Source organism: Mesorhizobium sp. M0910, from assembly GCF_040319465.1.
GTDB lineage: Bacteria > Pseudomonadota > Alphaproteobacteria > Rhizobiales > Rhizobiaceae > Mesorhizobium.
This window is the reverse complement of record NZ_JAMYNZ010000004.1, coordinates 424,802-437,661: the sequence shown is the minus strand read 5'-3', so window position 1 is coordinate 437,661 and position 12,860 is coordinate 424,802. Positions and strand designations below refer to the sequence as shown.

Here is a 12,860-nt window from a genome sequence, read left to right as displayed (position 1 = left end):
AAATTAGTGATCCACGTTTGTGTCGGTAGGCATTATATCTGAACACGCCGTCCCACAGGTGGAACACATGGATCTACTTGCCCTTGCTGATTTCAATCTGGTCGCCCGCCACGGGGGCTTCGGTAAGGCCGCCCGCGCTGCCGGGCGCCCGAAAGCCACCTTGTCCCGACGCGTGGCGGAGCTGGAGGCGAGTCTGGATCTACGGCTGTTCGAGCGTGGCGCGCGCGCGTTAAAGCTGACGGAAGAAGGACGCGCGCTTTTCGAGCGCGCGGGCCGGTTGCTTTCCGAGCTCGAAGAGACGACGGCGGCGATCGCCTCAGGCGGCGAAAGGCCGCGCGGCCGGTTGCGGATCAGCGCCCCATTGCTGTTCGCACAGACCGCCATGGGGAAGATCGCCGCCGGCTTCGCCCTGAAATACCCGGAGGTCAGGCTCGAGGTCACGACCGAAGACCGCGTCGTCGACATGATCGAAGAGGGATTTGACCTGGTGATCCGGGTCAATCCGGATCCGGATGAGAGCCTCGTTGGGCGAGCCTTTCTGCGTGATCGGCTGGTGGTCGTGGCAAGTCCTGACCTCGCCCTGCCGGCCGAAGGCCTGGCGACCCCGGCCGTCATGCGTTCGACAGATCGCGGGGCTTGGGAGGTGAAGACGCCCACTGGCCGGTTAACAATCGCGATCGAGCCCGTCCTTGCGTTGTCGTCGCTCATCATGGTCCGGGATGCAGTGCGAGCGGGCGTCGGCGCGGGACGCCTTCCCGTGTCGCTAGTGAGCCATGATCTGGCGGACGGAACGCTGGTACTTTGGGGGGATGTCGAGGGACCCGACATCGCCCTGTGGACACTCTATCCCTCTCGGCGGCTGCTGAGCGCGCGCGTCTCCGCATTCCTCGACCATCTGAAACGCGCCTTTCCCATGGGGACACCTGACGAGCTGGCCGCCTATATCGGCAAATGACTCCCACGAAAACTGGCTAACCAAGCTGATGCGTTACTCCATAAATCTTTCAGCGTTACTTCACACCCGAATTACGGTGACAGTGCACTTTTTGCGGCGGCATTCAGGGCCTTTCCGCCGCAAATCTCGAATGCGCGTTTTTTAGCCTTCCCCTGACCGGCAGCGCCTTTTCCCCGGAATCGACCGCCCTATTTCGCCTCGACAGGTGGGTGGCTGCTTGCTGGACGAGTCCTTGCGGCGAGTACGGCATGTGCTTCGAGGTACCCCACATGAACTTCCACGATCGGCACCTATTGAAGTTGCGGGTGAACGGAGAGGATCACAGCCTTTCCGATCTCGATACCCGCGTCACGCTGCTCGACCTGCTGCGCGAGCGGCTTCATCTGACCGGAACGAAAAAGGGATGCAATTTCGGCGAGTGCGGCGCCTGCACCGTGCATCTCGACGGGCGGCGTGTGAATGCCTGCATGATACTTGCCGTGTCCTGCGAGGGACGCGAGGTTACCACGATCGAAGGGCTGGCAGACGGCGATGCGCTTCATCCCGTGCAGCAGGCGTTCATCGATCATGATGGTTTTCAGTGCGGATTCTGCACGCCCGGCCAGGTGATGTCAGCGGCGGCGCTGATCGAGGAGGGACATACCGGCTCCGATGCCGAGATCCGCGAATGGATGAGCGGGAATCTGTGCCGCTGCTCGGCCTATCCGCAAATCGTCGAGGCGGTGCGCGCAGCGGCCGGGAGGGCGAGCCAATGACCCCATTCGTCTATGCACGCGCCGACAGCCTGGGTGACACGATCGCAGCCGGTGCCGCGCCGGACAGCGCCTTTCTCGCCGGCGGCACCGAATTGCTCAACTGGCTGCGCCTTGGCATTGCCGAGCCGACCCGGATCATCGACATCTCCCGCCTCGACGGGCTGGATCAGGTCGAAACACTGCCCGGCGGCGGCTTGACGATCGGCGCGCTGACGCATCTCAACGATGTCGCGCAGCATGCGTTGGTCGTGCGCGACTATCCGGTGTTGAGCCAGGCGATCCTCAACGCCGCATCGCCGCAGCTGAGAAACCTGGCAACGATAGGCGGCAATCTTCTGCAGAAGACGCGCTGTGCCTATTTCCGTGCCGAAGAGCAGTTGCCATGCAACAAGCGTCAGCTCGGCTCCGGCTGCTCGGCATTGCATGGCATCAACGACAATCACGCGATATTCGGCTGGACCGAGGATTGCGTCGCCACCCAGCCATCCGACCCGGCCGTGGCGCTGGCAGCACTTGATGCGGTCATCGTCACCGCGCACCGCAGCGGCGGCCGGCGCATTCCGGCAGCGGAATTCCACCTGCTTCCCGACACGCGGCCCGAGGCAGACAATGTGTTGCAGCAAGGCGAACTGATCACGGCAATCGAGCTGCCGGCGCCGGCGCCGCGATCGGCTTACCTCAAGGTGCGCGAGCGCGAATCCTACGAATACGCCATCGTCTCTGCCGCCGCTGTGCTGGAGATGGACGGCCAAACTATCCGTCGGGCCGCCCTGGCGCTGGGGTCCGTGGCGCTGCGGCCGTGGCGGCTGAGCGCCGCCGAGGAGCAGCTCGCCGGTGCCGAAATCGGCGATCGCGAGGCGTTGAACACCGCTATCGAGCAATCCTTCGCCCAAGCGCGTCCCTTGTCGCAGAACGCCTACAAGATCGAACTGGCCAAGACCGCCGCTTTGCGGGCGATCGAAAGAGCAGCGAGGATGTCGTCATGATGATCAGCCAGCCTGTTGCCCGCCCTGACGGCGGCGTCAAGGTCACCGGCCGCGCCCGCTATGCGGCCGACTATTTCGCCCCCGACCTGCTCTATGCGGTACTCGTGACCGCGCCCGTTCCGGCCGGCCGCATGACGTCGATCATGGTCGACGACGCGCTCGCCGAGAAGGGCGTCGTGCGTGTGCTCACGCATGAGGACATGCCCAAATTCGGCCGGTTCGCATCGCCGAGGGCCGAGCCCGATACGCAGATGCAGCAGGCCGAAGGCCCACCGGCAGCGCAGAGCTTCATGCCCATGCAGGGCGACGAGATACGTCACGAGGGTCAGCCGCTTGCCATTGTGCTGGGCGAGACGCTGGAGGCGGCGGAGGCCGGTGCCCGCCACGTCGCATTGCGCTTCGAGTTCGCCGAGCCGGAATTGCCGGCACCGCCGAAGTGGACCGCCATCGACAAGGCTGCGGTCGTGCCGAGGGAGAGCGGCTTCCTGTTCCTGGAGCCGACATTTACCAAGGGCGACGTCGACCGCGGGCTTAGCGACGCAGCCGCCATGGTCGAAGCCGTCTACCTGCAGCCGTCGCGCCACCACAACGCCATGGAGCCCTCGGCGACGCTCGCTGAGTGGAACGACGGAGAGCTGACGCTGCACGACGCCACGCAGCACGTCTATGGTGTCCGCCAGGTGCTTGCCGCCCGTTTGAATGTCCCCGCCGGGAAGGTCCGCGTGATTTCCCGCCATACCGGCGGCGGCTTCGGCGGCAAGGGTTGGATCTGGCCGCATCAGGTGCTGGCCGCCGCCGCGGCGCGCATCATGCAGCGCCCGGTCAGGCTGGCGCTGAGCCGCGCCAATGCCTATTCCTGCCTCGGCTACCAGCCGCGCATGGCACAGAAGATCGTGCTGGCTGCGGACAGGTCGGGCAAGCTGACCGCCGTGCAACAGGACGTGGTCAACCTGACCACCGTGAGCGACGATTTCGTCGAGTTCGCCACCGAAGCCTCGAAGGGTCTCTACGCCACGCCGGCCATGCGTCTCAGCCAGCGTGTCGAGCGCGCGAACGTCGCCATGCCGACGGCGCTGCGCGCGCCGGTCGAGGGTCCGGGTACCTGGGCCCTCGAAAGCGCGATGGACGAGCTCGCCCACCGCCTCGGCATCGATCCGCTCGACCTGCGTCTGATCAACCATGCGGACACGGATCCGGCCACCGGCCAGCCCTGGTCATCGAAGAAGCTGCGCGAGGCTTATGAGGAAGGCGCCCGCCTGTTCGGCTGGCGCGAGCGCCCGCGCAAGCCGCAACGCGATGGCGATTGGCTGATCGGCTACGGCATGGCGACCTGTACCATGGGCTGTTTCCGCCACCCGACGCCTGCAGCCGAGGTCAGGCTGCACAGGGACGGCAGAGTGCTCATCCGCACCGGCACCCAGGACATAGGGACCGGAACACTCACCATCTTTCCGCAGATCGCGGCCGATGTGCTGGGCCTGCCGATGGAGAAGATCGAGTTGGAAATGGGCGATACAGAGCTGCCGGAGGCGGGACCGACCTATGGCTCGTCATCGACCATGGGGGTGGGCGCGGCGGTGCTTGCCGCCGCCGAAGATGCGCGTTCGCAGCTTGCCCGTCTTGCCAATCTGCTGCCGGACGAGGTGGAGATGCAGGACGGCAAGATTCGGCGCAAAGGCGCTGCCGGCGGTCAGACGATCGCCGACGTTATGAGGCATACCGACATCGGCGAGATCATCGGCTCCGGCTCGTTCGATCCGGCGCAGCATGGCAAAGGCCTCGCCATGCGCACTTTCGGCGCGATTTTCATGGAGGTCGGCGTCGATCCGGGGCTCGGCCTGCTCAGGCTTCGTCGCGCCGTCGGCAGCTACAGCGCCGGCCGCATCGTCAATCCCCGCACCGCCCGCAGCCAGATGACGGGCGGCATCATCTGGGGCTGGGGCATGGCGGCGATGGAGCAGAGCAGGCACGAACCAGTGCTTGGGCGGTTCCTGTCGAAGAACCTTTCCGGGGTCGCCATTCCGGTCAATGCCGACATTCCCGGCGACATCATAATCCACTTCGTCGACGAGGTGGATGAGCATGCCAGCCCGATCGGCGGCAAGGGCATCGGCGAGCTCGGCGCCACCGGCGTTGCCGCTGCGGTGGCCAATGCCGTCTTCGACGCCACAGGCAAGCGGATCCGGGAGTTGCCGATCACGCCGGAAAAACTGCTGTAGAAGGACCGGCCCGCGCAAGCGTCTGCTCGACGAGGTTGAGGTAATAGCGCATCACCGTCGGCACGATCTCGTCGTTGAAGACGTAGCGGTCGCCATGCAGGCCTTCGCCCGGGCCGACCTCGCCGGCACCGATCCACGCATAACAGCCGCCGGCGTCGCGGATCATGAAAGCGAAATCCTCGCAGCCGAGACTGGGGCTGAACTCGGTCAAGACATTCTCCCGGCCGACGACGGAGGCCGCCGCCTCGACGGCGCGGGTCGTCGCGTCCGCCGTGTTGATCAGCGGCGGATGGCCCTTCCTGTAGTCGAGCCTGGCGTTGAGCGAATACGCGGCGGCAATGCCTTGTGCGATCTCCCCGATCAGCATCTCGCAGTGATCGGAAAGGCCGGGCTCGAAGAAGCGGCAGGTGCCTTGCAGCCAGACCTTGCCCGGCACGATGTTGCCGACATTGCCGCCATGGATCTGCGTGAGGCTGACGACAAGCGCGCTTTGCGGGTCGACCGAGCGGCTGACGATGCGCTGGACGGCTTGCACAAAGGCGCCGGCGGCCAGGATCGGGTCGTCGCCGAGCTGCGGCATCGCGGCATGCGCGCCAAGACCCTCGAAGATCAGTTCGAAATTATCCACGGCCGCCATTTGCGCACCAGCGCGGGCGGCGACCGTTCCCAGCCTGACGCCCGGCCAGTTGTGGACCGCATAGACCGCCTCGACCGGAAAGCGCTTGAACAAGCCGTCCTCGATCATGCGCATGCTGCCGCACTCGTTTTCCTCGGCCGGCTGAAAGATGAAAGTGACGGTGCCGTCGAAGGTGCGCGATTGACTGAGCAGTTTGGCGGCGCCGAGCAGCATGGCGGTGTGGCCGTCATGGCCGCAGGCGTGCATTACTCCTTCTTTCCTTGAGGCATAGGCCAAGCCGGTTTTCTCCAGCACCGGAAGCGCGTCGAGCTCGGCGCGAAGGCCGATGGCGCGTGCGCCGCCACCGCTGCGCAGGACACCGACGACGCCGGTGCCGCCGATCCCTTCATGCACCTCGTCGACGCCGAAGGAGCGCAGCTTCTCTGCAACGAAACGCGCCGTTTCGTATTCATTGAATCCGAGCTCCGGATTGGCATGGATATGGTGCCGCCAGCCTACGACCTCTGGTGTCAGGGCGGCGATGGGGTCATTATGCAGCATGATGCCTCCTTCACGCCGGCAAGGCGGCGCGCTTTGATCCTGCCAGCCATAGAAGGCCCGACGAAAAGCGTCTTGAACCGGATTGACCATGGCAAAGACAATCGAAGCGGCAGAGACCGGGAAATACTGGCGCCATCCGTGCTTCCCCGACCTGGGCCTGTTCAAGGCGCGCTTCACCCAGCACCGCTACGACCTGCACACGCACCCGACCTATGTGATCGCCCTGATCACCGCCGGCTGCGAGCGCATTCGCATCGGCCGTCAAAGCGTTCTCGCTCCGGCGGGCGCCATTGCCGTCGTCAATCCTGAAGAGTGGCATGACGGCGAACGCGGGGCGGATGAAGGCTGGGCCTACCGGACATTTTATCCTTCGGTGCCGATGATGACCGCGCTTACCCGCGAACTCGGCCGCGACGGCGCTCCGGCGTTTTCGCGCGCGACGATCGAAGACAGCAGTCTCGCCGCAGCATTGACGGCAGCGCACCAGGGCTCGACATCCCCGGACACAATGACGGCAGAGACGTCCCTGCTCGTGGCGCTTCGACAACTGATCGTTCGGCATGGCGACTCGAGCGGACCGGCCGAAGAGATCGAAAGCTGCGGATCGCAGCGAAGATTTTCGCTGTACCGCGATCTTGTCGAAAGCGAGCTTGGCTCGCAGCTCGACCTCAAGCGGCTTGCCGGCGCGGCTGGCGTGACCCGGTTCCAGGTCATCCGCGATTTCAACAAGGCAATTGGCCTGACGCCGGCGGCCTATATCCGCGACCGGCGATTGCGCCGGGCGAGCGCGCTGATCGAACAGGGATTTGGCCTCGCCGACGCCGCTATTACGGCGGGTTTCGCCGACCAGAGCCATTTTTCCCGTACATTCCGGGCCATGCATGGTATGACGCCGGGCATGTTCAGAAGAGCGGGATAAGGCGCTCCTGAACAGACAACCTTGCGCCTCAAAGCTTGCTGCGCAATGCTGACGCAGTTCGGGGGGAATCATGCGAAAAATCTTGGCACCGACGCTGCTGCTCACGGCTGCACTGTTTGCAAACAGCGCCCAGGCGCTGGATGCCAGCGGGACGCCGGTTGTCGTAACCCCGCTTGCCTCTCGCACCGAGACCGCGTCCGGCCAGCCGATCACGCTGCCCCAGAAGAACGTCCAGGTCCTGGTCTCGGCCTATCAGATCGCGCCGGGCGCGACCTTGCCGGTCCACAAGCATCCGTTTCCGCGCTATGCCTATGTCGAGGCTGGCACGCTTCAGGTCACCAACGTCGAGACCGGCAAGAGCAACACCTATCAAACAGGTGATTTCATCATCGAGATGATCGGGCAATGGCATCAGGCGACCAATGTCGGCGCCGATCCGGTCAAGCTGCTGGTCATCGACCAGGTCGAAGAAGGCACCAAGAACACCGTGTTGCGCCAGTAGCTGCCACGTCTGAAAATGGCGTCCGGGGGCGGATCCAGCACAGCGCGCAACAGACGTCAGAACGCGAACCCCTCCGGCAAATTGTGATTCCAATAGCCTTCCTCGACAAGTTCACTTATGCGCCAGCCCTCGGACGTGCGTACGACGCGGTCTCGATACCAAAGCCCCTGGAAGAAGACCTGCCTTTTGCCTTCGCCGAGGTCGACCACCATCGGGCATGAACAATGCACGCGCGCGCTGGCCTCATCCCCTCGGAGGTCCAGAAGGATTGTCGAAATGGCGTGTTGCGAGATCAATATCTTCGAAAGGGCGCCTTTCATGTAAGCAACATGGTCATCCACACCGCTCCTGATTCCACCTGTTACAGTGTCGTCAAGCACGGCATCGAGTGTGAATATTTTGCGATAGGCGTCCCAGTCGCGATCGTCCACAGCGTAGCAATAGCGAACAAGCAGCTGTTCGATCTCGAGCCGATCCGAAACCTCTTGCAATGAAAGGGTCATGTCCCGTCTCCGCGGTTGGCGGCACTAATGCCGCATGCGCCAAGCCTGCCCCGACATTTCGATCAATATTCACGTTGCCGATGCTCCGAGCAACCTCGCCGCGCGACTGGGCATGCGCAAACCCGAACACTCATTTGGCCTCCGCCTTTACCCGGTCGGCCGCAGCGGCCAGAACGGCGCGATCCCCCTCTTCGTACAAGCGGCGGATGGAGATTGCCTTGACGCGCCAGCCTTCCGGCGTCCGCACCAGCCAGTGGAGATAGCTGCCACCGACCGTCCAGAACCGCCCGTGATCCAGTGGGCTGCGCGGACATGGCTGCGTGCAACCGCGTCATTGCCCGCGCCTTCGACAATGATGTTGGTGATGAGGTGCTGGGTGGCGTCGAAACGCGGCAGCAGTCCTTGCCACTGGGCGATCAGCGCGTCGCGGCCGCTGGTCGCGGCTTCGCCGCCGAAGAGGCTGGTATAGTCGGTCGTGACGGACAGCACTTAGTTGGCGGCATGGTGCGACCCTAGCTGCCGCTTGCTGATAGCTCGGGCAAGTCCGGATCTGGTGCTCGGCATACGGCACGATGAATGGCCCGGTTTGGCCTTTGCGGACATCAACGCGGATACAAGAAAGCCGTCTTAGGTCTCCGACGCCATTTCTTTTGCCAATTCGCCGATCATCGAACGCAACCACCTGTGGGCTGGGTCGTGGCGGTAGCGAATGTGCCAAGCCATCTGCACTGGAAAAGTGCCGAGGTCGACGGGCGGCGGTAGTATCTTCAGGCGCGGATCCCTCTCAAGGCTGCGGCAGATCAGTCTCGGCAGCGTTGCGCAGTAATCCGTGACGGCAAGCATCTCTGGCACGGCCAGGAAGTGCGTGACAGAAAGGGCAATCTCTCGCTTGAGGTTTTGTTGCTCCAATGCCTGGAAGAGGCCCGCCCGCAGCCGGCCCGGCGGGAGCACGTTCACGTGCTTGAGCCTTTCATACTGTTCTCGGGAAATATGGTCTCGAACGTCGGGATGATCCTTGCGCACCGCGCAGGCGAGCCCATCGTCCATAAGATGCTGGACGACAAGATTGCCCGGCGGATCGACGATCCGGCCAATCACCATGGCCGTGGTACCGGAAATGACGCCGGTCTCGGCGAGATCGTTGCCAAATGCTGTCATGCGGAGCTTGATACCAGGCGCCAGCTCACGCGTCCTCGCGACGAGGGCCGGCATCAACACAAGCTCCACGTAACTGTTGGGGGCAAGCGTGAACAGCCGTTCGGCCTTTGCTGGCTGAAATTCCTGCTGGTTCAAATGAGATCGTCCAGTTGCGCCAGCGCTGCTTCGATCGTCGGAGCGATCTCCTCAGCCAATTGCGTCGGCTTTATGCCATACCTTTCCCGGATGAATAGCGGATCCCGGAGGGTGTCGCGCAGGCGGTTCAACGAATTGGACAGCGCCGGCTGGGTGATGCCCAGTCGCGCTGCTGCCCGTGTCACGCTCCGCTCTTCCATCAGGGCGAGGAAAACCGGGAGCAGGTTCAGATCGTATCTCATCGAGATATAATCTGACATGAATATATAAAATAAATGAAATAAATTTCTGAAATACATGGGCAGGTGCCATTATCCGTGCATCGACAGGCCGACGCGGCCGATCGAGCTCCAAATCAACCAACTACGACGCCTCATTGGCGCGGCATCACCTGAGAAAAGGATCCGACAATGAAAGTCCTGATGGTACTCACCTCCCACGACACTCTCGGTAACACCGGCAAGAAGACCGGCTTCTGGCTCGAGGAACTGGCAGCCCCCTACTACGTCTTCAAGGACGCTGGCGCCGAGATCACCCTCGCCTCGCCGAAGGGCGGCCAGCCGCCTCTCGATCCGAAAAGCGACGAGCCTATGTTCCAGACCGACCTTACACGGCGCTTCAGTGCTGACGATGTTGCCAAGGCGCAGCTCGCAGAAACCGTGCGCCTGGACAGTGTCGACCAGAAGGACTTCGACACGGTCTTCTACCCCGGCGGCCACGGCCCGTTGTGGGATTTGGCCGAAGATCCGAATTCGATCAAGCTGATCGGATCCTTCATCGCGGCCGGCAAGCCGATCGCCCTCGTTTGCCACGCACCGGGCGTTCTGCATCGCGTGACCAGTCCCGACGGCACGCCGTTTGTGCAGGGACGCTACGTCACCGGCTTCACCAATAGCGAGGAGGAGACCGTAGGTCTCACGAATGTCGTGCCGTTCTTGGTCGAGGACGAGCTGATCAGCCTCGGCGCGGTTTTCTCCAAGGTCAAGGACTGGGGCGTCCACACAGTCGTCGATGGCCAGCTTATCACGGGTCAGAACCCAGCATCATCGAGCGAGGCAGCTGAGGCGCTGCTAGGCGCTTTGAGCCAGAGGAAGAGCAAGACCGCCTGAGCGGTCTGGAACAACCGTGATCTGCCGACGGCTCGCGTCGGCGGATCAACTTCAGAACCCGCTACAGTCTCAAGCCGATCCGAAACGTCTTGCAGTGAAAGGGTCATGTCTCGTGTCCGCGGTGGCGCCACTAATGCCGCATGCGCCAAGCCTGCCCCGACATTTTCGATCAATATTCACGTTGCCGATGCTCCGAGCAACCTCGCCGCGTGGCTAGGCATGCGCAAACCCGAACACTCATTTGGCCTCCGCCTTTACCCGGTCGGCCGCAGCGGCCAGAACGGCGCGATCCCCCTCTTCGTACAAGCGGCGGATGGAGATTGCCTTGACGCGCCAGCCTTCCGGCCCCCGCACCAGCCGGTGGAGATAGCGGCCGCCGACCGTCCAGAAACGCCCGCCGATCCAGTGGGTTGCGCGGACATGGCTGCGCGCAACCGCGTCATTGCCTGCGCCTTCGACAATGATGTTGGTGATGAGGTGCTGGGTGGCGTCGAAGCCTGGAAGCAGTCCTTGCCACTGCGCGATCAGCGCGTCTCGGCCGCTGGTCGCGGCTGCGCCGCCGAAGAGGCTGGTATAGTCGGTCGTGACGCGGGCCGCGAAATAGGATTTGACCCGGTTCCAATCACGCAGATCGGCATACAGCCCGATCCCCGCCACTGCCTCGGCGATGGCCATCCTGTCTTCAACCATCAGCGCAGCTCCCGAGGCGCTCGAAACGGACGCCGAGACGGCGGAAATCATCGCGGCGGAAACCGCCGCGGCCAGGATATGCCGGCGGGTGACGACGCTCATTGTCCCGCCTCCCCCGCACTGCCCAGTGTCGCGCGGAAGTGCGCGGCGACGGCGTCGCTCGCCGCCTTCACCGGCGCGGCGCGATCGTAGAAATCGAATTGGGTGACGTTGTCGAGCCACAGCTCCTGCCTGGAACTGGTCAGCCGCGCGTAGAACTTGTGCGCACCCTGCGGAATGGCAGCCGCCTCGCTATGCACCATCAGAAAGGGCTGGTGCAGGCGCGGGGCAGCCTGGATGGCGTCGAACCTCAGCCAGCCGCGCCAGAAGGCCGGATCGGCCTCGTTACGCCAGGCCGGGATCATGCCGCGATCGGGTTCGGTGTAATAAGGCACCTTGAACATGATCGCGCGATCGTCGCTCAAGCTGGCGGCCGGCAGCAACGCCTGTCTGCCGGTGCGGCGATACGCGGCCTCTGCCGCATCGCTCGCGGCCTCAAGCCTGGCGACGCCTTCCTTGCCGCCATAGGTCTGCTCGACCACTTCGGCATCCTGCAACCAGGGCGCGACGAGAGCGACCGACTTGATCGCGGTATCTTCGGCGGCGGCAGTGACCATGTAGCCGGAGCTGGCGCAAATGCCGAGGCCGCCGATGCGGTCCTGATCGGTCTCGGGCCGGGTCGCGAGATAGGCGACCGCCGCTTCTATGTCGGCGATCTTGGCCTTAGGATCCTCGTACTGGCGGCGTATGCCGCCGCTTTCGCCCCAACCGCGAAAATCGAAGGTCAGGGCGACGAACCCGCGATCCGCCATCTCGCGGGCGTAGCGGGCCGGCATCTGTTCCTTCACCGTCATCCAGGCGCCGGTCACGACCAGCGCGGGCCGAGGTTTTGCCGCGTCCAGATCCTCCGGCAGATAGAGTTCGCCGACGATCTGCTCACCGTGCGAGGAGAATGTGACGCGCTCGACGCGCGGTGCGGCGGCGGCATTGGACGCGGCGAGCGCTACGGCGGTTGCTGCAGCAAATGTCAGGGCTTTAAACATTGCAAGTCTCCTTTAGCTTGGAGTGAGAACCGCGGCGTTGCGAAAAAGACCGCCGTCTCAGCGCTCGCCAGCAAGTCGGCCGGGCAATGGCTTCAGCAGGTAATGCGCCCAGTAGAAGGCGTCCGACTGGTACATGTCGGTCAAAAAATTCTGTGCCTCGGTGATCTTGCCGTCCTTGATGCGGAACATCAGGGCGTAGAGCTGGTCGATCTCGGGACCCGAGCCGACATTCGACCAGCCGCGATGGACATCGACGACAAGGTCGCCTTGCGCCTGGAAGAAGATCGGCTCGGCCTTGAATTTGCCGTCGGCCAAGCCGCGGAAGAAGGCGACCACCTCGTCCGGCCCGCGCTTGTCGCCGGCAAGCGGATGATGGCCGGGAATGCGCCACACGATGTCGGGTGCGAGGAAGGGCCGGACGGCCTCGGGATTCCCGGTCGCATAAGCGGCGTAGTAGTCCTTGACGAGTTGGATGTTGCTGTCTTCCAGCGGGCCGCCATTCGCCGGGGCGGCAGACACCGCCAGAAGAGCGGCGGCGGCGAGCGAAGCAAGCCTGGTCATCGGTCCTGTTTCCTTCCCTGTTCGAGCCGTTCCCAACACCGAGGCCCGTTCGTCGGATTCAACATGACGCCTTTTGTTCACCGGAAAAACCAGTAGAATTCGACAGGGC

Annotated in this window: 13 protein-coding genes and 1 pseudogene; 7 read left to right on the top strand and 7 right to left on the bottom strand. The window is 63.6% G+C overall.

Translation table 11 applies throughout. The features are described from left to right. The first annotated feature begins 67 nt into the window (after nt 1-67). The 4 genes from NKH78_RS13080 (at nt 68) to NKH78_RS13065 (ending at nt 4,915) form a co-directional block, all read left to right on the top strand. Nucleotides 68-955, top strand: a complete 888-nt coding sequence (locus tag NKH78_RS13080) for a LysR family transcriptional regulator (RefSeq protein ID WP_352646766.1) — start codon at nt 68-70, stop codon at nt 953-955. Between the two features lie 269 nt (nt 956-1,224). Then, the gene (locus tag NKH78_RS13075; RefSeq protein ID WP_352737162.1) at nt 1,225-1,710 is read left to right on the top strand and encodes a (2Fe-2S)-binding protein; all 486 of its coding nucleotides are present in this window, start codon (nt 1,225-1,227) and stop codon (nt 1,708-1,710) included. Further along, complete coding sequence (locus NKH78_RS13070) at nt 1,707-2,696, top strand: FAD binding domain-containing protein (RefSeq protein WP_352737163.1); 990 nt, start codon at nt 1,707-1,709, stop codon at nt 2,694-2,696. The genes NKH78_RS13075 and NKH78_RS13070 overlap by 4 nt, the downstream gene beginning before the upstream one ends. Further along, nucleotides 2,693-4,915, top strand: coding sequence for a xanthine dehydrogenase family protein molybdopterin-binding subunit (locus NKH78_RS13065; protein ID WP_352704567.1), 2,223 nt, complete (start codon nt 2,693-2,695; stop codon nt 4,913-4,915). Before NKH78_RS13070 ends, NKH78_RS13065 begins: the two co-directional genes overlap by 4 nt. On the opposite strand, the gene NKH78_RS13060 is transcribed toward NKH78_RS13065, so the two are convergent. Further along, a complete protein-coding gene (locus NKH78_RS13060; RefSeq protein ID WP_352505820.1) occupies nt 4,893-6,092 on the bottom strand; it encodes an amidohydrolase in 1,200 nt (399 codons plus the stop codon). The genes NKH78_RS13065 and NKH78_RS13060 overlap by 23 nt on opposite strands. An 88-nt stretch (nt 6,093-6,180) precedes the next feature. Here NKH78_RS13060 and NKH78_RS13055 point away from each other — a divergent pair, with 88 nt between their 5' ends. Together NKH78_RS13055 and NKH78_RS13050 are read left to right on the top strand one after the other, a co-directional pair. After that, a complete protein-coding gene (locus NKH78_RS13055; protein WP_352737165.1) occupies nt 6,181-7,011 on the top strand; it encodes a helix-turn-helix transcriptional regulator in 831 nt (276 codons plus the stop codon). A gap of 70 nt (nt 7,012-7,081) precedes the next feature. Next, nucleotides 7,082-7,513: a cupin domain-containing protein gene (locus NKH78_RS13050; protein ID WP_352477692.1), complete on the top strand. Its 432-nt coding sequence runs from the start codon at nt 7,082-7,084 to the stop codon at nt 7,511-7,513. Nucleotides 7,514-7,569: 56 nt separating this feature from the next. Here the strand turns inward: NKH78_RS13050 and NKH78_RS13045 are convergent, their stop codons facing one another. The 3 genes and pseudogenes from NKH78_RS13045 to NKH78_RS13035 all read right to left on the bottom strand — a co-directional run bounded on the left by NKH78_RS13045 (nt 7,570) and on the right by NKH78_RS13035 (nt 9,551). Continuing rightward, nucleotides 7,570-8,016, bottom strand: coding sequence for a nuclear transport factor 2 family protein (locus NKH78_RS13045; RefSeq protein WP_352737166.1), 447 nt, complete (start codon nt 8,014-8,016; stop codon nt 7,570-7,572). A 147-nt stretch (nt 8,017-8,163) separates the two neighbouring features. Further along, on the bottom strand, nt 8,164-8,505 hold the full coding sequence (locus tag NKH78_RS13040) for a nuclear transport factor 2 family protein (protein WP_352505816.1): 342 nt from the start codon (nt 8,503-8,505) through the stop codon (nt 8,164-8,166). A 138-nt stretch (nt 8,506-8,643) separates the two neighbouring features. Further along, nucleotides 8,644-9,551: pseudogene (locus NKH78_RS13035) on the bottom strand (LysR family transcriptional regulator). Nucleotides 9,552-9,719: 168 nt separating this feature from the next. On the opposite strand from NKH78_RS13035, the gene NKH78_RS13030 reads away from it, so the two are divergent. Beyond that, on the top strand, nt 9,720-10,418 hold the full coding sequence (locus NKH78_RS13030; RefSeq protein WP_254818257.1) for a type 1 glutamine amidotransferase domain-containing protein: 699 nt from the start codon (nt 9,720-9,722) through the stop codon (nt 10,416-10,418). Between the two features lie 237 nt (nt 10,419-10,655). Here the strand turns inward: NKH78_RS13030 and NKH78_RS13025 are convergent, their stop codons facing one another. From NKH78_RS13025 to NKH78_RS13015, 3 genes are read right to left on the bottom strand one after another with little or no spacing between them, the layout of a single operon-like run. After that, nucleotides 10,656-11,210, bottom strand: coding sequence for a nuclear transport factor 2 family protein (locus tag NKH78_RS13025; protein ID WP_352505815.1), 555 nt, complete (start codon nt 11,208-11,210; stop codon nt 10,656-10,658). Then, a complete protein-coding gene (locus NKH78_RS13020) occupies nt 11,207-12,190 on the bottom strand; it encodes an alpha/beta hydrolase (protein WP_352505814.1) in 984 nt (327 codons plus the stop codon). Before NKH78_RS13020 ends, NKH78_RS13025 begins: the two co-directional genes overlap by 4 nt. Nucleotides 12,191-12,247: 57 nt before the next feature. Next, nucleotides 12,248-12,751: a nuclear transport factor 2 family protein gene (locus NKH78_RS13015; RefSeq protein WP_352505813.1), complete on the bottom strand. Its 504-nt coding sequence runs from the start codon at nt 12,749-12,751 to the stop codon at nt 12,248-12,250. Nucleotides 12,752-12,860: the final 109 nt, after the last annotated feature.

Excerpts from the sequence above, each read along its gene's own strand:
- NKH78_RS13060 (WP_352505820.1), bottom strand. The coding sequence starts at position 6,092 with ATGCTGCATAATGACCCCATCGCCGCCCTGACACCAGAGGTCGTAGGC.
- NKH78_RS13030 (WP_254818257.1), top strand. The coding sequence starts at position 9,720 with ATGAAAGTCCTGATGGTACTCACCTCCCACGACACTCTCGGTAACACC.
- NKH78_RS13025 (WP_352505815.1), bottom strand. The coding sequence starts at position 11,210 with ATGAGCGTCGTCACCCGCCGGCATATCCTGGCCGCGGCGGTTTCCGCC.
- NKH78_RS13045 (WP_352737166.1), bottom strand. The coding sequence starts at position 8,016 with ATGACCCTTTCATTGCAAGAGGTTTCGGATCGGCTCGAGATCGAACAG.
- NKH78_RS13050 (WP_352477692.1), top strand. The coding sequence starts at position 7,082 with ATGCGAAAAATCTTGGCACCGACGCTGCTGCTCACGGCTGCACTGTTT.
- NKH78_RS13015 (WP_352505813.1), bottom strand. The coding sequence starts at position 12,751 with ATGACCAGGCTTGCTTCGCTCGCCGCCGCCGCTCTTCTGGCGGTGTCT.
- NKH78_RS13055 (WP_352737165.1), top strand. The coding sequence starts at position 6,181 with ATGGCAAAGACAATCGAAGCGGCAGAGACCGGGAAATACTGGCGCCAT.
- NKH78_RS13075 (WP_352737162.1), top strand. The coding sequence starts at position 1,225 with ATGAACTTCCACGATCGGCACCTATTGAAGTTGCGGGTGAACGGAGAG.
- NKH78_RS13070 (WP_352737163.1), top strand. The coding sequence starts at position 1,707 with ATGACCCCATTCGTCTATGCACGCGCCGACAGCCTGGGTGACACGATC.
- NKH78_RS13065 (WP_352704567.1), top strand. The coding sequence starts at position 2,693 with ATGATGATCAGCCAGCCTGTTGCCCGCCCTGACGGCGGCGTCAAGGTC.
- NKH78_RS13020 (WP_352505814.1), bottom strand. The coding sequence starts at position 12,190 with ATGTTTAAAGCCCTGACATTTGCTGCAGCAACCGCCGTAGCGCTCGCC.
- NKH78_RS13080 (WP_352646766.1), top strand. The coding sequence starts at position 68 with ATGGATCTACTTGCCCTTGCTGATTTCAATCTGGTCGCCCGCCACGGG.